Here is a 19,525-nt window from a genome sequence, read left to right on the forward strand (position 1 = left end):
TTTGATTTTATCTAGTTCATATCTTCGTAGTCTGGGTACAAAAATTTATTATATGGAAAACGTGTTACGTGAATTTCACGAACCTCATCGTAAACACGCTTTTTAAAATCTTCTAAATTTTCTTTATTTAATGCAGAAATAAACAACGCATTATTTTTTCCAACTTTTCCCATCCAAGTGCTTTTCCATTCACTTAGCGAGTTATGCTTCGAGCTGCGTTCGGTCTCTAAATCATCATCATCCAACGGTTCGGCTTTATAGGCATCAATTTTATTAAACACCATAATAGTTGGCTTGTCTGAGCTTTTAATTTCACCTAAAATTTTATTTACAGACTCGATATGCTCTTCAAAATTAGGATGTGAGATATCAACCACATGCAACAGTAAATCCGCTTCGCGAACTTCATCTAGGGTACCTTTAAAACTTTCAACCAATTGCGTAGGTAGTTTTCTTATAAACCCAACGGTATCACTTAATAAAAATGGTAAATTTTGAATCACTACTTTTCTCACTGTAGTATCTAAAGTGGCGAACAGCTTATTTTCAGCAAACACATCACTCTTACTTATTACATTCATTAAAGTCGATTTTCCTACATTCGTATAGCCTACTAAAGCTACACGAACCATTGCCCCACGATTTCCACGTTGCACGGACATTTGCTTATCAATCGTTTTTAATTTTTCTTTTAATAAGGAAATTTTATCACGAACAATACGTCTATCCGTTTCAATTTCTGTTTCACCAGGTCCGCGCATACCTATACCCCCTTTTTGGCGTTCAAGATGCGTCCACATACCTCGTAATCGTGGTAACAAATACTCACATTGTGCCAATTCCACCTGAGTTCTAGCATAACTAGTTTGGGCACGCTGTGCAAAAATATCGAGTATTAAATTGGTTCTATCTAACACCTTGCAATTAAGTATTTTACTAATATTGCGTTCCTGAGCTGAGGATAATTCGTCATCAAAAATGGCAGTACCTACCTCATGTTCCTCAATATATTTACGAACATCTTCTATCTTCCCAGTACCAATAAAAGTTCTAGGATCCGGTCTCTCCATTTTTTGTGTAAAACGTTTTACTACCTCGCCACCTGCCGTATAAGTTAAAAACTCAAGTTCATCTAAATACTCTTGAGATTTAACTTCGTCCTGCTCTTTAGTAATAACGCCTATTAAAACGGCTTTTTCTAAAGTAATATCTTTCTTTTCTAACATAAAATAAACGTAATATGCAAAGTTACATAATTGCATCCACTTTAATTTTTATATTTTTAGTGTTTATTTTGATTTATGAGTGAATTTTCTGAAGAAAAGTCTGTACGACACGATTTACAAACTATTGCTTTTTACAATCTTGAAAACTTATTCGATTATTACGATGATTCCCGAACTTACGATAACGACTTCCTACCCATCGCTATAAAAAAATGGACTCCGAAGCGTTACGAAAATAAACTTCATAAGTTAAGTTTTGCCATTTCCAACATAGGAAAAAAAGAAACTGGTAAACATCCTGCAATTGTTGGAATAGCCGAAGTTGAAAACGCAAAAAACATTCAAGATTTAATAAAAATTAGCCATTTAAAAAACTGTAATTACAGTTATGTACATTACGATTCTTTAGATGAACGTGGCATCGATGTTGCTTTAATTTACGACACAACCGCTTTTGATGTTAGCCATTCGGAAGTGTTTAGAATTTATTTAGAAAATGAGGCTGGCTTGCCCGATTATACCAGAGACATTTTATGGGTTTCTGGCTTTTTAGATGGTGAAGCCATTCATGTGATTGTAAACCATTGGTCGTCCAGACGTGAAGGCGAAAAAGAAACTGAACCAAAGCGTTTACTTTCTTCGGATAAAGTAAACGAGATTATTACTAATTTAAGATTAGAAAATCCTGAGGCTAAAATAATTGTTATGGGCGATTTTAACGATGACCCTTCAAACAATAGTATAAAAAATTTGGTAAACAAATCTAACCTATATAACCCAATGAATACTCTTCGATCCTTTAGTAGAGGCTCCACCATGCATAACAGACAGTGGAATTTATTCGACCAAATTATATTTTCTACAAACTTTTTTAACACCAGGCCAAATAAATTAGAGTTTAAATCCGCCAATATTTTTGACGAAAATTTCTTAAAACTCTTTAAAGGAAAATATAAAGGCTCCCCGTTTAGAACTTATTTAGGTACAAAATATCAAGGTGGTTATAGCGACCACTTTCCAGTATATGTTATTTTTAAGAAGTGATTAAGCTGCTTGAAAAAGAATAATAGCCAATATTAAAACGCTTATTGGCAACAGTAAAAGCAACCAGATGTTATATTGAGGTTTTACTTTTTTGTTCATTTTGGCATTAATCATCATGCGGCGCTTACCAGTGTATTGCATCCAGTTTTTAAAATATAGAAATACTGAAACCAAAGCGAAAAGTGTCCAAGCTTTATCTGAGCTCATGGTACTCATATTCATTTGATTGAAAAACTTAGCAAAGAACACACCTAAAAGTAATAATAAAGCACATTGCAATACCGAAATATAAGCAATAGCAAGGCTGTTGGATTTTTGTTTGTATTTGGGTTTCAAAAAAACAAATATGCTGTAAAATAGGGTATCGAAGGTGTTCATGCTGCAAATGTAAGTCATTCGTTTATATTTCCTGATTACATTAATTATAAACAAAAAGCAATTAGATTTCTATTCAATTTTTAAGGCACATAGTCAATACTAACATCATCCAATTCATAAACACCATCAAAATTAGTTTGTCCACTTCCAGTATACTTAAAAGCGATATGAATGGTTCCAGTGGCGCAAGATAAATCTACGTTTCCGGAGCTAAACCAAGGCACAAATGAATCGGTATCTTTTACAACATAAGCAGCAGATAGCACCCCCCAAGTTGCGGACTTAATATTCGCTACAGTACCATCCCAGTTTAATGAATACAAAACCTCTAAAAAACTACTATCGGCTAAACTATTAGAGGTTTTAAATCGTAAGGTAACACCATGCTTTCCTGATAAGTTAATTGCTGGTGTAATGAGCCAGCCAATATTGCTAGCATCACCAGAACTAGCGGATTGAAACCTGGCTGAACGCCCTAAAGAAGCATTGGTAGATGTAGAAGAATAGGCTTCCCAGGATTTCGTTCCTTTTTCAACATAATTAGTCCAACCATTACCAGTTATTACTCTATTATTTACTTGCGTTTCAAAATCGTCTTTAAATAAGTTCGTGGTACCGTAAGTTGTAGCTAACCCACAATTTAATTCTAACGGATCGCATCGTTGCGAATTATCAAAAACAATATTGGTGGCACTATTCAAAATTAAAACATCAAAATCGTCGCCATAATCTCTACTAAATATACCGGTGACATTCCCCTTATTTTGAGGCACTATCAAGGATTTAAAGTCGGCATAAGTGCTAGTTTGCATAAAAATGGAAAAGCCTGATTCGCAATTTTCTAACAATCGAAACCCATCGAATTCATCAATTGACTCACTTGAAAATGTGTTCCCTAACTGAAACCTATTCAATTGCATATTCTCTAGCTTAATAAGTGTATTTTTATCAGCCTCGGTTAAATTTGCTAAAGTAACTGTTTTTGGAGTAATGTTAACGACTTCCGAAGTTCTTAAAACAATGTTTCTGTATTCAAATTCTTGTATTTGCTCTATATTCTGATCTTCTCCTTTACCCAATGTTAAAACGCCATTGGAATTTCCAATAGTTAATCCGGCTAATTTAACGTACACTTTTCTACCTATTTCGTAAGTATCCGACAGGCTACTCACGTTTATATCCAGCCGAATTCCTAATCTGGGATCGTTATCAGGGTTGCTATCATCTATTTTGTTTTGAATAACAAGTTTTTCGAAAAAATTTCCAGCAGCATCACTAGAAACAACATAACCTTCTATATAAATATCCTCATCGGCATCTATAATTGCAATTTGATTTCCATTATTTACGGCTTGCTGATAACGTTGGTGCAAAGCCTTAAACGTTGTTAATTTATTGGCTGGGATACTTATGCTTTCAGACTGGTTTGGGATAGGAACACCATAATCACCATCTTCAATACAAGAGGTCATGATAAAGACTCCTAAAAACATTATAATCATATTTATATGTTTCATGTCATGCATTTTAAAATTTAAGGTATATGTTTAAAAAATAGGTAGCTCCCCGACCATACCAATATTTAGCACCAAAAACAGGTCTGCTTAAGGCATTGTCATCTCTCAACTCTCTGTAATTAGCATTCCGTCCTTGTTCAAAACCACCTGTTTTATAAACTTCGTTTAATACATTATTGATACTTGCAAAAAACCCGATATAATATGAATTAACACGCCACGATTTACCACCAACCAAATTCACAACCATATAATCATTAAACTGTTCCTGCTCTAATAAGGCTTTTGCAATACTTTCTTCATAATCGCTAATAGGCAAACCATCTACATCCTTATAAAAATTATCGGTACGGGTTAAAGGACTAATATCCATGTATGTTTTATTGAAAAAATTAGCTGTAGCTCCAAACCACCAATACTCGGGATCTCGATATTCGAAACCCACGGAATACGCTTCATGGGGACCAGCAGCTAGTTTATAGTTTTTTAATTTTGATGTTCCCAAATGAATGTTTTCAAACCTATCGGACGACAAATACAAATCTGGGTTATTAGCATAAGTAAACTGCCCTAGGGAAGCCACTGCTTTTAGTTTAATAGTTGTAGTTACTTGAGAATCGACTCCAAATTCCAAACCTAAATGTTCCTTGTTGATGCCTTGTAAAATTTCCTGAATAAACTCGGTAGTATCATTACCTGATTGCTGTGTACCTGTATAAGCAATAACACTACCAATACCGTCGGCAAAGAAAAAAGAAATCTCATTGGCGTTTCTTAAATTGGTGTAATACCCAGTAAGTTTAGCATTAACAAAGGAGGATCTAAAAATGTAACTTGCATCGAGGGATAGAATTTTTTCCTCTGTAATATTCGGAACAATATTATGATTAGATCTGGAGTTTGTATAACTGTTTTGGATTGATGGTGCTTTGCTAATGTATCCCGCATTAAAATCGAACAAATGAACACCTGAAAACCTATAAGTTAAACCAACCTTGGCTCCTAAACCAATAAACGATAATTGTTCTCCCTTCCCAAATGAATTATTGGCAAAGGCTTCATTTTGATACAATCCTTCCCTTTGATGGCTTGTATTCGACACACTTGTTGATACATAAAAATCCGTCCTATTAAATTTAAATTGGGCTTGTGCGAAACCAGATAAAACATTCGCAAGCATATTGTAGTTATAAGAAAATTTATCTCCTTCAAAAGCAATACTATTTGGATTTTTTAAATCGAATTGAAAACCGTTAAAACTATCAACATTCAAAAAACCAATACCTCCAAGCAAATCTTTAACTTGTGCGTAGTTCTCGGAAAGCAGGGTTTTATAATTTATCGAAGCATTGAATAACACATGCTCATTTATTTCGGAAGTAAGTATTGAATTAACGGTAAATTGTTTATCAAAAACCACATCATCATAAAGCATATAAGTGGCATTTTTTCCTTGTGCCGCATTTATTTTATTGGCTTCATAAAGATATTGCCAATTTAGTTGCCCATTGTTTAAAAATTCTTGTTGAGCTCCGTAAGCAAACTCTAAATCAGCAGGAAAATTTCGTTCAAAATAACTTGGTAATTTTTGATAATATGACGCACTTGGATTTCGTCCACCGCCTTCAAAGGTTTCTTGTCCGTCGACAGTAACAAATCTAGTAGCTCCTGTGAATGCAATTCGACTGTTGGTTAAGGCCCCGAATTGATAAGCAATATTAGTATTCAATTTCGTTTTACTATTTGCCTTCCAAAAATGGTTTAGAATAAAGATAGGTTCTTCAACTTCTTTTTCCCTAGAATTTCTTTTCTTTCCATCTTGCCATCCCCAATACTCATTATACTTGATACCTTTTAAATCGTAAACTTCTTGGGTATTTGCAGAAGATTTTCCTCGTCTATTCGGCGTATATATTCCCGTAAAATTGATGCTATGCTTGTCATTTAGTCGTTTTTCTAAGGATACAAAAAAAGAATTTGACTCGTAAAGGGTCGCATCTTGATATCCTTCATTACCCCAACGTCTTCCTAAGGAAATGGTATAAGCCCACTGGTTTTTCATAAGTCCGGAAGCATAAGTAGCCATTAAGCGGTTGGTATAACTTCTATCGGAGGAAGAGTAGGTAACACGCCCACCTTTAGCTACCTCTGATGCGGTGGTATTAATATTGGTTGTTCCTAAAATACCTCCAAAATGATATGCAGAAGGTTTAAGTCCTGAAACTAACTCTTGACTTCGTAAAACATCATTCAAGCCTCCCCAATTACTCCACTGCGGCCTTCCATTGTAAATTTTATTCATTTCAATGCCATTAATAAGAATCGAACCATTTTCAGAATCTAAGCCCCTAATTCTAAAAAATGAGGAACTAAACTCAAAAGCAGCAGTACGCTGAAAAACATCTAAAGAAGATGATAAAAGTCCAGAAATATTATCCGACCCACTAGCATCGCTATCCAACTCATCATCTGCTAGCGCAATGGTAAACAAATCTTGAGTGCTGGATACATCAAACTCCAAAGTCATGTCGGATATATCAACCGTTTCATTTGCATTTACAATTATGGGATACCGCTTTGTGATGTAACCTTCTTTGGATATCCGCAACATTTGTTCTCCTAAGGGTACATTTTTAGAAAAAATAAAAGTGCCATTTGCGTTTGTTTGAACGCTTAGATTACCTGCTTCTATTTCTACCCTAACTCCTTCAATAGGTTCAAAAGAGGCACCGTCTTTCACACTGCCACTTATAATAGTTTGTTGTGAGAATACGGAAACAACCGAAAAGAGAACAATCAAAGTGGCGCGTAATCTTTTTTCCATTCTTTATCTTGTAATTACCCTACAATAAAATTAAATGTAATTCATTTATTTTAAATATTTACATTTGATTTAAACTTTATAAAAAAATATTTATCACCCACTATTTCACTATTTATGAGACCTGTAAAGCTGCTTATTTTAACATTACTTGTGGGCTTTTTTGCGAGCGGGCAAGAGAAAAAAAATTATAAAATTCATACCATCGCTTTTTATAATTTAGAAAACTTGTTTGATGCCATAGACGACCCTAGCAAATTTGATGAGGCAAGCCCCATTATGGAAATAAGCGCCAATCGTGAAGCCATATATAAAAAGAAAGTAAAAAATATGGCACGAGTATTGGCAGATATTGGAATGGAAGATACACATAATTCACCTGCAATTATAGGCGTTTGCGAAGTTGAAAATAGAGAAGTATTGGAAGATATTATAAACGACAGCTTATTAAGAGATAAAAATTACGGCATTGTACATTACCATTCCCCAGACAATAGAGGCATAGATGTGGCCCTGTTATACCAAAAAAGAGTATTTACCCCTACTGCCACGAGTTCCCATGAATTAAAGATTTATGATACTGGCACTAACAAACGTATTTATACTCGAGATCAGTTATTGGTTAGTGGCGAGTTGGAAGGCGACCCTATTCATATTATGGTGAACCATTGGCCTTCTAGAAGCGGTGGTGAAGCTAAAAGCAAACCAAACAGGATAGCGGCCGCCAAATTAAGTAAACGTTTGGTGGACTCGCTTCAAATTATTGACCCTTATGCCAAAATATTTATTTTAGGTGATTTAAATGACAATCCGAATAATGTAAGTATTAAAAAGGTTTTAAAAACCCAAAACAATAAAGATGACGTTGGGTTTAAGGGCATTTATAACCCTTTTGAAAATTTTTACAAGGATGGATTAGGAACAACAGCTTTTAGAGATTCTTGGAGCTTATTTGACCAAATAATGATTACAAAACCATTACTGGAAAAAACGTATTCGTCGTTTCAGTTTTACAAAGCTGGTGTGTACAACAAAAATTATTTAATAGAAAACTCTGGACCTTACAAAGGATACCCAAAACGCAGTTGGGGTAATGGAGGTTTTACAGATGGATTTAGCGATCATTTTCCTGTATATGTTTACGTTATTAAGGAAGTGGAACACTAATCTTTGTTAATAAAGCAGTCCAAAACTTTGTAATAAGTTCTCGACTGCTTTAGAATTAATTATAGGTTAATCCAGGTACTCCAAGGTATTCTAGATAAAAATAGCACCAATGCGATAGTATAAAATATAGCAATTGGTTTTAGTTTCCCCTGTGAAGTTAACTTCTTTTTATGTTTTGAATAGCCAATAGTAATTAATGCCACAGCTAAAATATTAACAAACGGATGCTCCACTAAATACAAACGAGCCATTGAGTTTTTCATAACTTCACCGCCCATCTCTGCCCATAATTCAAATCTAGGAGATACAAAATACAATATTAAACCAATTAGTAATTGAATGTGAGAAACAATTAAAGTAAATAGGGATATTCTAAAATCTTTAGCTTCATACTCTTTATCAGCAAAAACTTTGATCAATGCATTTGCTACTGCAACAATTAGAACTAAAAGCACAAGGTAAGCCCAATAGGAATGAAGATTTAATATCGTTTTATACATGAAAATAGGTTTTAAATTTATGATTACAAATGTAATAATTAAAAGAATAAAAAAACCGCTTCAAATTGAATTGAAGCGGTTTTAAATATTTGTTTAACTTTAATAGTCTTAGAAAGAATATTTCACACCAACTTGAAGTTTCCAAGTTTGACCATAAAAATAGTTATAATCATAAGTTTCAGTAAGATATTCTCCTCCACTTCTTGCAAAAGAGAAAGATGGCACATTATTAGCATCTCTACCTGCATAAGTTAGAATCTTACCATTGTTTGATACGTTGTTGTTTTTAGCGATACCCCATTCAGAGTCAATAATATTACCAACGTTAATAAAATCTAAACTAAATTGTAAAGTATTTTTAGAATCACCAACTTTAATATAGTATTCACGTAATAATCTTAAGTCAAAATTATGAACCCAAGGGCTACGTGCAGCGTTTGCTTCAGCATATTTACCTTTATTAGCTTTCAGGTAACTATCTTGCTCCATAAAGTTAAAGAAAGCATCTTCATCAGCAGTTGTTGTAAAATTAATTTCACCTCTTTCTTTAGGGATATAAATTAAATCTGCAGCAATACCATCACCATTCATATCATTTGAATAAGTAAAGCTATATCCGTTTGGAGAATATCCAGAATAAAATAAATTAATAAATGTAGCTGATTTTAATGTGTTATTTGACCATGGAAGTTTAAAGGAAGCAGATCCAATAACTTTGTGTGGCACAACATATTGTGAACGTTGAAGTTCTGGCAAATGTGGACCATTAACCGTAACTAATCCTGTGTATGCAGAAGCTGCATTACTACCTGGCATACCTGATATCTCTTGAGATTCCGTATGCGTATAAGCTGCCATTAATCTTAAATCTTCAATAGGCTCTGCATTAACTGTAATGTTATTTATAGTTCCCCAACCTTGGCTAGTATTTGATAATACATATGCTTGATTCGCAGTATAAGTAATAGAACTACTAGTTGTAGTACTACCTGGATAGATGTATCTGTCATCAGCACCAGAAAAACGTTGCCATGTAGCATCTGGTTGTTCTAAGTTATAATTTTTAAGCATTACACCATTAATATTTTTAGTGTACATGCTTTCTAAAGTTACCGATAATGGGAATGAAACTGGCACTTGATAATCAAATGCTAATGAAGTTTTCCACACTTGTGGCATTTTGAAATTTGGATCAACACCATTTACATCACGTGGTAAAACACCATCTTCAGGCGTAATAGTATTTGGTAAATTCAATCTAGAAATCATTTCATTTACATCCGTAATCATTGGTCCAGCTAAACTTGCTAAGGCAGGGTTTGCTACATTTACAGAACCATTAGAATTATAAGTAGTAGTAGCGGCATAACTTCCTTGAACCATACCAGAGTTAGTTGGCATGTTAGTGAAAAACACAAGTGGCAATCTTCCTGAAAAGATACCTGTACCTCCACGAAGTTTCATAGATTGGTCTCCTTTTATATCCCATGTGAAACCAACTCTTGGAGACACTTGAACATTTGCATCTGGCCATTTACCTGTATCGATATTTCTTCCACCAAAGTCTAATGCATAAATTGCATTATTTCTAATTAAATTATCTTCATACTTTAAATAATCTGCACGAATACCATACGATAATTTAAAATTCGGATTTATATTCCATTCATCTTGAGCATAAACTCCAAACTGATTGAAAGCAACCTCGGCAGTAGGATTTAATTCGCCGTCGTAACCGTAAGTTAGAGCAAAATCTCTTGGAGCAGCTTGATTTAAGAAATCATCAAGACTAGCATAGCGGTAATAACCCGTACCATTTCTCATATATGAGTTATTTGCTAATTGGTGTTCAAAACTGATACCTCCAGTAATTTTATGACTATCTAAATAATAAGTTAAATTATCTATCGCAGTGAATGTGTTATTATTAACAGCATTATTCCAAGTAAAAAGCTCATAACCCGCAGAGATATAAGGCTCAAGAATTTGGTTTCCTGTATCTGTAACCCCGTTCATAATATCAATAAATGGGAAAGGAGAAGAATCAGATCCACGAGCATCTTGAATTTTAGAATAAGTAACAAGGAATTGATTTGAAAGCTTATCTGAGAATCTGGTGTTTAAATCTAACGACAATGAATTTACAATATTATCCATTGAATAGGTAGAGTTAGAGAAAGCCATAGAGTATTGTGAAATACGATCCATTGTTCTGTTACGGAAACCTGCATCTGTAGAGTTTCCATTTGTAGCATTCCATCCTTGATTTTTTGTATGGTTATAACGAACACTCAATTTGTTTGCATCGTTAATATTCCAATCTACACGAACAAGAAGTTTTTTGTTAGTTTCATCAGCAGGATAATCGCTATATGATCCTGGATCATAATCATAATTATCAATTAAATGCTGTCTTACTAACTCCATATCAGCAATACTTGTACGTGAAAGCGATAAATCTAGGTTAGCAACACCATCTTCAGAAGGCCTCCAAGTAACTACTTGGCCTGGTTTTACTATAGATTCTGCATTAACAAAAAAGAATAATTTATTCTTAATTATAGGTCCACCAAAAGTTGCACCATAGGTTTTAGTTGATTCTTCTGGTCGCACACCAAAATCAGTGTCACCAATTCTATTACCTCTCATCTCTTGATTAGTGTAGTAGGTATAAGCAGAACCTTTAAATTTATTAGTACCAGATTTAGTTATTGCGTTAATACCACCTCCAATAAAGTTTGTTTGACGTACATCAAAAGGCGCAATTACTACTTGAACCTCTTCGATAGCATCTAATGAAATTGGGCTTCCACCACCTGGCAAGCTTGAACTCAATCCGAAGTTGTTATTAAAATTTGCTCCATCTATTGTAAAGTTTGTTGATCGACCATCACCCCCCGCAATACTCATCCCGTTGGCATACGGAGAAATACGAGCAATATCAGTAATACTTCTATTAATGGTTGGCATAGCAGTCATTTCTACATTAGAAATGTTGGTAGTTGCACCCGTTTTATCTGCCGAGAACTTTGTTCTTTTGGCTGAAATTACAACTTGATCTAAAGAAACATTTTCTTCAGTTAAAACAACATTATGAACATAAGCTGCTCCCAGTCTGATCATAATTTCATTGGTTACGTTTTTTCCATATCCAATGTAAGACACCTCTACACTATAGGGTCCTCCAACACGCATACCTGGAAGGTTAAAACGACCTTCACCATTCGTAATACTCCCGTAAGTAGTACCTGAAGGGGTGTGGGTAGCAATTACTGTAGCACCCATTACAGGTCCTGCAGAATCTGTAACTCGACCATTCATACTGGACGAAGTTACTTGAGCCATCATGACTGTAGTACATAATAATGCTACAACCATCAATAAAAATTGAGAAATTTTTTTCATAATAAAAGATTAATTAAATGAATTAGTCGCTGCAAAATTACGTAATAAAACTAATCGATTATTAACTAATTGTTAACATATCATATTCTTAGCATATCAACAAAAAAGCATCTATATTTTTCATATAAATGCTTTTTTTAAGAATATATTTTGATACTTTGGTGAAATTTAAGACATTTTCTTGTAATGATTCAATAAATTCTGAGTTGAAGAGTCGTGATTATTAACCACACTACTGTTAAATTCTTGTAAAATTTTACTAGCCAATTGTTTTCCTAATTCTACACCAAATTGGTCGTAGCTAAAGATGTTCCAAACAATACCTTGTACAAATATTTTATGCTCGTACATCGCTATTAGTTTCCCTAAACTTTCTGGCGTTAATTTGTTTATAAATATTGTGTTTGTAGGTTTATTACCTTCAAATATTTTGAATGGCACTATTTTAGCATCCGTTCCTTCCGCAACCACTTCTGCTTCGGTTTTACCATTTAATAATGCTTCGGTTTGTGCCAAAAAGTTAGACATCAATTTATCTTGATGGTCTTGGTTACCATGCAATGCTTGTGTAAATCCAATGAAATCGGCTGGGATTAACTTAGTTCCCTGATGTATTAATTGAAAGAATGCGTGTTGTGAATTAGATCCTGGCTCACCCCAAATAATGGTTCCCGTTTGATAATCTATTGGGTTTCCACTTCTATCAACACTTTTACCATTACTTTCCATAATACCCTGCTGCAAATAAGTTGCAAACTGGTTCAAGTATTGAGAATAAGGAATAATTGCTTCACTTTCTGCATTAAAAAAGTTATTATACCAAACACTAATTAATGCTAAAACAACTGGTATATTGTTTTTAAAGTCTTCATTTTTAAAATGTTCGTCCATCTTGTTAGCACCTTGCAATAAGCTAGCATAATTATCATAACCAACTGCTAAACTAATAGTTAAACCAACAGCACTCCACAATGAAAAACGACCACCAACCCAGTCCCACATTGGGAATATATTATTTTCATCAATTCCAAAAGCTTTTACATTTTGAATATTGGTTGAAACCGCCACAAAGTGTTTAGCAATAGCATCTTCAGTAGTCGATTTTAAAAACCAAGCTTTTAAAGTATTGGCATTAGAAAGTGTTTCCTGTGTGGTAAAGGTTTTTGAAACGATTACAAACAAGGTTGTTTCCGGATTAAGTTTTTTTATAACCTCATTTACATGATCGCCATCAATATTACTAACAAAATGTGTTATTAAATTGTTCTTATAGTATTGCAACGCATCAACTACCATAGCTGGTCCAAGATCTGAGCCACCAATTCCAATATTTACAACATCGGTAAATGCTTTACCTGTAAACCCTTTTAGTTCACCGTTTACAACCTGATTTGTAAAACGTTCTATTTTCTGTTTTACAGCGTAAACTTCTGGCATAACATTAACACCTTCAACAAAAAATTTAGCATCTTTAGGAGCGCGTAATGCGGTGTGTAAAACGGCTCTACCTTCGGTTTCATTTATAATTTCTCCAGAAAACTGACTCTTAATAGCCTCTTTTAACTTCACCTCTTCGGCTAATTCTAAAAGCAGTTTTAAGGTCGCTTCGGTGATTCTGTTTTTTGAAAAATCGACATAAAAATCGTCCCACTTTACCGTTAATTTATCTGCTCTTTGGCTGTCTTGTGCAAACAAATCTTTCATGTGCATTTCGCCAATAGCACTAAAATGGTCTTGCAGCTTTCTCCAGGCTTTTGTTGTTGTTGGATTGATAGTTGGTAGTGACATAATCTATTTTTTTTGAGTTATGATTTCTTTGGCTTCTTTTTTCTTTGATGCATCATGAATTGGCAAAGCATCTAGTTGCAATTTTATAGGTTTTATAAACGCTAAATAATCTCCTTTGAGTGCTTCTGAAATAGGTTCTGAGCTTGATAATTTTTCTTTAAAAGGATCCACTTCCTTTCCATTCTTCCAAAAACGATAACACACGTGTGGACCACCCGTATTTCCAGTCATTCCTATCCATCCAATAACATCGCCTTGCTTAACAGTCTGACCAACATTTACTTTACGTTTTTGCATGTGCAGATATTGTGTTTCGTAGGTTGAATTATGCCTGATTTTTACATAATTACCATTACCACCTTTATATCTAGACTCGGTAACAACACCATTGGCTGTTGCTAAAATAGGGGTTCCAATAGGCGCTGCAAAATCGGTTCCTCTATGTGGACGTAATGCAAAACCATAATAAGCTATACGTCTGTTTAAATTATATTTTGAAGAAATTCTACTAAACTGCACTGGTGCTTTTAGGAAAGCACGACGCAAATCTTTTGCAACTTCATTATAGTACTCGTATTTGTTTTTTATGGAATCTGTACGATATCTAAACGCATAATACGGCTTATCATTATGGTTGAATACAACAGCTTTTACGGTATGTATTCCTGCGTAAATAGAATCGTCAATATACTTATCTGTATAAATTACTTTATAAGTATCTCCTTTTTGAAGTCTTGTAAAATCTATAGTCCAAGCATATATTTCCTCCGCTAGTTTATTTGTTAAAATAGGACTAATACCTTTCTTATCCAACTCTTGGGAGATACTGCTATTTAAAACACCTGTTACGGTTTTTTCAACATATTTAATAGGTTTCCTACTTGTATAGGCATGAATAGAATCTTGAAAACTTATCACCACATACTCCTCTTGGTTTGGCTGGTATATAAAACATCTAGGTGTTTCCAATGAGTCTTTGGAACATAACAAAGTATAAGGCTTTCCTATTTGAAGACGTCTAATATCAAACGTGTCTCGGGCTTTTTCGGCAATTGAAAATATTTTTGGATACCCAATTTTGTTACGTTCCAAAATAACACCAAAACTATCGCCGCTTCGTACGGTATCTCTTTTTACAACAAAATCACTTAAATTAAAACCGAATTCATAAATATCGGCAGGCTTTTCTTCCACCACTTCTACAATAGGCTGCTCTTTCTCTTTACAACCTATTAAACTTAATGAAATTAATAATGCTACTAAATATTTGTTCCCCATGCTTCTATTTCTTGCTTTGTCCATAAGTCCGGAAAAAATATTCTCTTTTGATACTTTGGATGCATGTATTTTACCCATTCACTTCCTCCTGTTGCTTCGACGGTTTGTCCGCCAATATTTAAATAATGATTTGCTGTATTATAATGTGCCATAACCCATTTAATATTAACCGTATAATCTAAATGACGCATGGCTGCTATTAATGCTTCATCCTCCTTAGCTTCCTTAGGAAGTTCTTTAAATTTGGAGTATAAATTTTTTGTGCTATAAAACTGGGCAAATCTAATGAATTCGTCTTTATATTTTTCTTCAAAAACTGTTAATGTATAACTTTTTTCACCTGTTTCATAATTCTTTCCTGCCGCTTGCCAATATAAATGTTCGAAGGCGTTTTCGTAGGAAGAATTTCTATCAATAGTATCTCTAAATCGTTTATCAATTAAATTGATTAGCTCGGTTGATGCGAATTCAATTTTTCTGTATTGTGCACTTTGAAATCCGCTTGCTGGTGTTAAGGTTGTTCTAAACTTGGTATATTGTTCGATATCCATACCATCTTTCATTATTGTGAAAGACGAGGTAAGCATATCGAAATAGCGACTTATACGCGCTAATTTATCTGTGAATAATGAAGCGGTTAACTCCTCGCTTTTGGCAACCTGCTCTATTTCAACAAGAATCATTTTAAACAATAATTCGTTTACTTGATGATACATGATGAATACCATTTCATCTGGAAAAACGGTACGTTGAATTTGAAGATTTAATAAGGCATCTGTTTGAATGTAATCCCAATAATTTATAGGCTTACTGTGCAATAAACCTTCTAAATAATCTTCAAAATCTTGGTTTATTGCCTCGTATTTTTCCTTAAGTTGATTGTTTATTTTTGATTTCAAAACGTATCCTAATTTTCAACAACTATTCTAAAAGGGTGCTTTAATCCTTTAAAAGCTTCTAAATCGGCTCTTAAAGACCCCACTCTTAAATCGGCCTTAATACGCAAAGGTATTTTATTTTTGTCTTTTGACACCCATAGTGTTAAACTTTCTTCTTCTTTAAAAACACGTCCAGCCATCACATAGGGTCTAAATTTTAAGGATTCTATTTTACCAAAATCCGTATCTATAGTATCCGTTCCAAGGTATTGAAGCTTAAATCCGTAATTTTCGTCATCAAAAAACATATCGGTACGTATCTCATCTCCAACCTTTAAACCATTAATATTAATTTTATTTCGCAAATAATAATAAGTTGACACCATATCCTGAATATTTGGTTTCGTATCAAAAACAGCCTTTGTTTTGTGCTTTTTATCATGCACATAGGCTTTGTTTTTATCTTGATCAAAATCAACTTCTAAATCTTTTGTATGACCACCTTCATCTATGTTTCTAATAAATTTGTAAGGCAGCAATGTTGTTTTGTCAAAATAACTTTCATAGCGGTCTTTTACCTTAAAAAACCATTTAATCATTCCTGAAGTCCAGCCTTTACCTACAACATGGTACACATCCTTATTGTTCAGTTTTGTCTCTTTTACATGAAGTGAAGCATTTCCTGCGGTTAAAAATCCACTATAACTCATTTTAAATTGAAACCATTCGCCATCTCCAAATGCCGATTCCCCTTGAGCAAATGACATTTGCGTTAATATTATAGCTAATATGAGAAGTAGTGTCTTTTTCATTTTGATTTGAGTAATTATCATTAAATTCTTGAATTACATTGTTATACAGTAACTAAGATTTTACAATTACTGTTCCAAAAATATAAAATTTACTTATACCGTCTGTATTTCTTAGAAGACCTTAACGTTAATTTGTTACAATTTATAATTCAATTCATTATAAATCATACGGTTAACCCTGAATATTCCCTAATGTTTAAAGCGTACCACGTTTGGCCTGTTCTCGTTCTATAGATTCAAAAAGTGCCTTAAAATTTCCTGCACCAAAGCCTTTGGCTCCCATGCGCTGAATGATTTCAAAAAACAAGGTTGGCCTATCCTCTAAAGGCTTAGTGAAAATCTGTAACAAATAACCTTCTTCGTCGGCATCAATCATAATTCCCAATTTTTTAAGAGCATTAATATCCTCTTGTAATTCATGATGATGTTTCTGCAATCGATTAGGCACTGCACGATAATAGTCTTCTGGCGGATTAGACAGAAATTCAACGCCACGTGCTTTTAGTTGACTTACGGTTTTAATGATATCATCGGTTGCAACGGCGATATGTTGTACCCCGGCACCTTCATTAAAATCGAGATATTCTTCAATTTGTGAACGTTTTTTCCCTTCAGCAGGTTCATTAATAGGAAATTTGATGCGCCCATTTCCGTTGCTCATCACTTTACTCATTAACGCAGAATATTCGGTATGGATTTGAGTATCATCAAAGGATAAAAAATTTTCGAACCCCATAACGTCTTCATACCATTTTACCCAAGTGTTCATTTGGCCCCAACCCACATTACCAACAATATGGTCTATATACTTTAAACCGACGGGTTCCGGATTGTAATCGGATTCCCAATTCACATAGCCTGGCAAAAAAATACCTTTGTAATTTTTTCGCTCTACAAAAACATGCACCGTATCACCGAACGTACAAATCCCTGAGCGTACCACCTCACCTTGGTTATCTGTTTCTACGGTAGGCTCCAAAAAAGACACTGCACCTCGTTTTATAGTTTCTTCATAGGCCTTTTTGGCATCTTCTACCCATAGCGCTATTACTTTTACGGCATCTCCATGTTTCACAATATGATCATTTAAAGCCGATTTACTAGTTAGCGGAGTCGTTAACACCAACTTAATTTTATCTTGTTTAAGCACATAACTAACCGTTTCTTTTGAACCTGTTTCTAAACCCTTATAAGCATACGACTGAAACCCAAAAGCCGTTTTATAAAAATGAGCTGCTTGTTTGGCATTGCCAACATAAAACTCCACATAATCGGTTCCTAAGAGTGGCAAAAAATCTTGCGCTCCCTTAAATATTTTTTCCAATTCATTAGTTTTTGCTTTCATGATAAAAGTGCTTCTAATCTCCCTATTTGAGGAAATTCAAAACTTTGTAAATTTTGAATATTTTGTTCTATTTTCAATTCCTTTAACTTGCTAAAATTACTATGAATAAAGAAACTTACAACCAGGATTTGTAATAAGCTTCATCAGCAATTTTCATACCTTCTTCTGTAATCATGAGTGGCTTAAAGGTGTCCACCATAACAGCGAGTTCATTGGTTTTTGTTTTGCCTATGCTTCTTTCTGTCGCTCCGGGGTGTGGCCCGTGCGGAATTCCTGCGGGATGTAATGACATATGCCCTGCTTCCACATCGTTTCTACTCATAAAATCACCATCTACATAATATAAAACCTCATCACTATCAATATTACTGTGGTTGTATGGCGCAGGAATGGATTGCGGATGGTAATCGTAAAGCCTAGGCACAAAACTACATACCACGAAAGCATCGGTTTCAAAAGTTTGATGCACTGGTGGTGGCTGATGAATACGCCCGGTTATTGGTTCAAAATCATGAATTGACAACGCATATGGGTAATTGTAGCCATCATAACCTACTACGTCAAAGGGATGAGAGGCATATACCATCTCGATAATATCATCTTGTTTTTTTACTTTAATTAAAAACTCACCCGATTCATTATAAGTTTCAAGTTCTTCAGGTTTCCTAATATCGCGCTCACAATAGGGCGCGTGTTCCAATAGCTGCCCAAACCAATTTCGATACCGCTTTGGGGTATAAATTGGCCGGCGAGACTCCACAATAAACAGTCGGTTGTCCTCCCTATCAAAATCAATTTTATAAATAACTCCTCTCGGCACTAACAGATAATCGCCATATTTAAAATTGATATTTCCCATATGTGTTCTTAATTTTCCTGAGCCCTTATGAATAAAAATTAATTCATCGGCATCCGTGTTTTTATAAAAATAGTTTTGAGTTGGCTGTTTTGGAGCTGCTAAAATAATGGCACAATCTTTATTAACTAAAACCGTTTTTCTGCTTTCTAAATAATCGTATTCAGGTTCTACTAAAAATCCTTTTAATCGGTAGGATTGAATATTATTTGCTTTCGCAATTTTAGGAGCCACACTATATTGCTTTCTAATTTCCTTAACCTGCGTTGGGCGCTGCTCGTGATAACTATTCGTGTACATCCCATCAAAACCAATGGTTCCAAATAATTGTTCAGAATACAAATTACCATCCGGCTTCCTAAACTGGGTATGACGCTTATGCGGAATGCTTCCTAATTTATGGTAAAAAGGCATAATTATAGTTTTAAAATTAACCTGTTGCCAAAACTTAAGGCAACAAAATATTAAAAATCATTACATATAAAGATACGATAAAGTAATATCATTCAG

At 34.3% G+C, this 19,525-nt stretch carries 14 protein-coding genes; 2 read left to right on the forward strand and 12 right to left on the reverse strand.

Features of this window, described 5'->3' with window-relative positions; translation table 11 throughout:
* Positions 1–11: 11 nt before the first annotated feature.
* Positions 12–1,226, reverse strand: coding sequence for a GTPase HflX (gene hflX / locus ABYI63_RS10695; protein ID WP_372756321.1), 1,215 nt, complete (start codon positions 1,224–1,226; stop codon positions 12–14).
* A gap of 75 nt (positions 1,227–1,301) precedes the next feature.
* Between hflX and ABYI63_RS10700 the strand changes: the two genes are divergently transcribed.
* Positions 1,302–2,270, forward strand: a complete 969-nt coding sequence (locus ABYI63_RS10700) for an endonuclease (protein ID WP_372756323.1) — start codon at positions 1,302–1,304, stop codon at positions 2,268–2,270.
* Here ABYI63_RS10700 and ABYI63_RS10705 read toward each other — a convergent pair whose 3' ends face one another.
* The 3 genes from ABYI63_RS10705 to ABYI63_RS10715 form a co-directional block, all read right to left on the reverse strand.
* Positions 2,271–2,648, reverse strand: a complete 378-nt coding sequence (locus ABYI63_RS10705) for a hypothetical protein (protein ID WP_372756325.1) — start codon at positions 2,646–2,648, stop codon at positions 2,271–2,273.
* Positions 2,649–2,728: 80 nt separating this feature from the next.
* Entirely contained in the window at positions 2,729–4,165 is a 1,437-nt protein-coding gene (locus ABYI63_RS10710; protein WP_372756327.1) for a DUF5689 domain-containing protein, read from the reverse strand.
* Positions 4,166–4,175: 10 nt separating this feature from the next.
* On the reverse strand, positions 4,176–6,989 hold the full coding sequence (locus ABYI63_RS10715; RefSeq protein WP_372756329.1) for a carboxypeptidase regulatory-like domain-containing protein: 2,814 nt from the start codon (positions 6,987–6,989) through the stop codon (positions 4,176–4,178).
* A gap of 114 nt (positions 6,990–7,103) precedes the next feature.
* On the opposite strand from ABYI63_RS10715, the gene ABYI63_RS10720 reads away from it, so the two are divergent.
* A complete protein-coding gene (locus ABYI63_RS10720) occupies positions 7,104–8,153 on the forward strand; it encodes an endonuclease/exonuclease/phosphatase family protein (protein WP_372756331.1) in 1,050 nt (349 codons plus the stop codon).
* A 59-nt stretch (positions 8,154–8,212) separates the two neighbouring features.
* On the opposite strand, the gene ABYI63_RS10725 is transcribed toward ABYI63_RS10720, so the two are convergent.
* The 8 genes from ABYI63_RS10725 to ABYI63_RS10760 form a co-directional block, all read right to left on the reverse strand.
* A complete protein-coding gene (locus ABYI63_RS10725) occupies positions 8,213–8,653 on the reverse strand; it encodes a hypothetical protein (protein ID WP_372756333.1) in 441 nt (146 codons plus the stop codon).
* 108 nt (positions 8,654–8,761) lie between these two features.
* A complete protein-coding gene (locus ABYI63_RS10730; RefSeq protein WP_372756335.1) occupies positions 8,762–12,058 on the reverse strand; it encodes a carboxypeptidase regulatory-like domain-containing protein in 3,297 nt (1,098 codons plus the stop codon).
* Positions 12,059–12,226: 168 nt separating this feature from the next.
* Positions 12,227–13,846, reverse strand: coding sequence for a glucose-6-phosphate isomerase (pgi, locus tag ABYI63_RS10735; protein ID WP_372756337.1), 1,620 nt, complete (start codon positions 13,844–13,846; stop codon positions 12,227–12,229).
* A 3-nt stretch (positions 13,847–13,849) separates the two neighbouring features.
* Positions 13,850–15,124, reverse strand: a complete 1,275-nt coding sequence (locus tag ABYI63_RS10740; RefSeq protein ID WP_372756365.1) for a peptidoglycan DD-metalloendopeptidase family protein — start codon at positions 15,122–15,124, stop codon at positions 13,850–13,852.
* Positions 15,106–16,023: a tryptophan 2,3-dioxygenase family protein gene (locus ABYI63_RS10745; RefSeq protein ID WP_372756339.1), complete on the reverse strand. Its 918-nt coding sequence runs from the start codon at positions 16,021–16,023 to the stop codon at positions 15,106–15,108. Before ABYI63_RS10745 ends, ABYI63_RS10740 begins: the two co-directional genes overlap by 19 nt.
* Before the next feature lie 8 nt (positions 16,024–16,031).
* Positions 16,032–16,814: a DUF3108 domain-containing protein gene (locus tag ABYI63_RS10750; protein ID WP_372756341.1), complete on the reverse strand. Its 783-nt coding sequence runs from the start codon at positions 16,812–16,814 to the stop codon at positions 16,032–16,034.
* Positions 16,815–17,010: 196 nt separating this feature from the next.
* Positions 17,011–18,159, reverse strand: coding sequence for a 4-hydroxyphenylpyruvate dioxygenase (hppD, locus tag ABYI63_RS10755; protein ID WP_372756343.1), 1,149 nt, complete (start codon positions 18,157–18,159; stop codon positions 17,011–17,013).
* Positions 18,160–18,274: 115 nt separating this feature from the next.
* The gene (locus ABYI63_RS10760; RefSeq protein ID WP_372756345.1) at positions 18,275–19,429 is read right to left on the reverse strand and encodes a homogentisate 1,2-dioxygenase; all 1,155 of its coding nucleotides are present in this window, start codon (positions 19,427–19,429) and stop codon (positions 18,275–18,277) included.
* Between the last annotated feature and the right edge of the window lie 96 nt (positions 19,430–19,525).

The organism is Mariniflexile sp. (assembly GCF_041583155.1).
Taxonomy (GTDB): domain Bacteria; phylum Bacteroidota; class Bacteroidia; order Flavobacteriales; family Flavobacteriaceae; genus Mariniflexile.

Coding starts and splice junctions, on each gene's coding strand:
- hflX (WP_372756321.1), bottom strand. CDS start 1,226: ATGTTAGAAAAGAAAGATATTACTTTAGAAAAAGCCGTTTTAATAGGC.
- ABYI63_RS10700 (WP_372756323.1), top strand. CDS start 1,302: ATGAGTGAATTTTCTGAAGAAAAGTCTGTACGACACGATTTACAAACT.
- ABYI63_RS10705 (WP_372756325.1), bottom strand. CDS start 2,648: ATGAACACCTTCGATACCCTATTTTACAGCATATTTGTTTTTTTGAAA.
- ABYI63_RS10710 (WP_372756327.1), bottom strand. CDS start 4,165: ATGAAACATATAAATATGATTATAATGTTTTTAGGAGTCTTTATCATG.
- ABYI63_RS10715 (WP_372756329.1), bottom strand. CDS start 6,989: ATGGAAAAAAGATTACGCGCCACTTTGATTGTTCTCTTTTCGGTTGTT.
- ABYI63_RS10720 (WP_372756331.1), top strand. CDS start 7,104: ATGAGACCTGTAAAGCTGCTTATTTTAACATTACTTGTGGGCTTTTTT.
- ABYI63_RS10725 (WP_372756333.1), bottom strand. CDS start 8,653: ATGTATAAAACGATATTAAATCTTCATTCCTATTGGGCTTACCTTGTG.
- ABYI63_RS10730 (WP_372756335.1), bottom strand. CDS start 12,058: ATGAAAAAAATTTCTCAATTTTTATTGATGGTTGTAGCATTATTATGT.
- pgi (WP_372756337.1), bottom strand. CDS start 13,846: ATGTCACTACCAACTATCAATCCAACAACAACAAAAGCCTGGAGAAAG.
- ABYI63_RS10740 (WP_372756365.1), bottom strand. CDS start 15,124: ATGGGGAACAAATATTTAGTAGCATTATTAATTTCATTAAGTTTAATA.
- ABYI63_RS10750 (WP_372756341.1), bottom strand. CDS start 16,814: ATGAAAAAGACACTACTTCTCATATTAGCTATAATATTAACGCAAATG.
- hppD (WP_372756343.1), bottom strand. CDS start 18,159: ATGAAAGCAAAAACTAATGAATTGGAAAAAATATTTAAGGGAGCGCAA.
- ABYI63_RS10760 (WP_372756345.1), bottom strand. CDS start 19,429: ATGCCTTTTTACCATAAATTAGGAAGCATTCCGCATAAGCGTCATACC.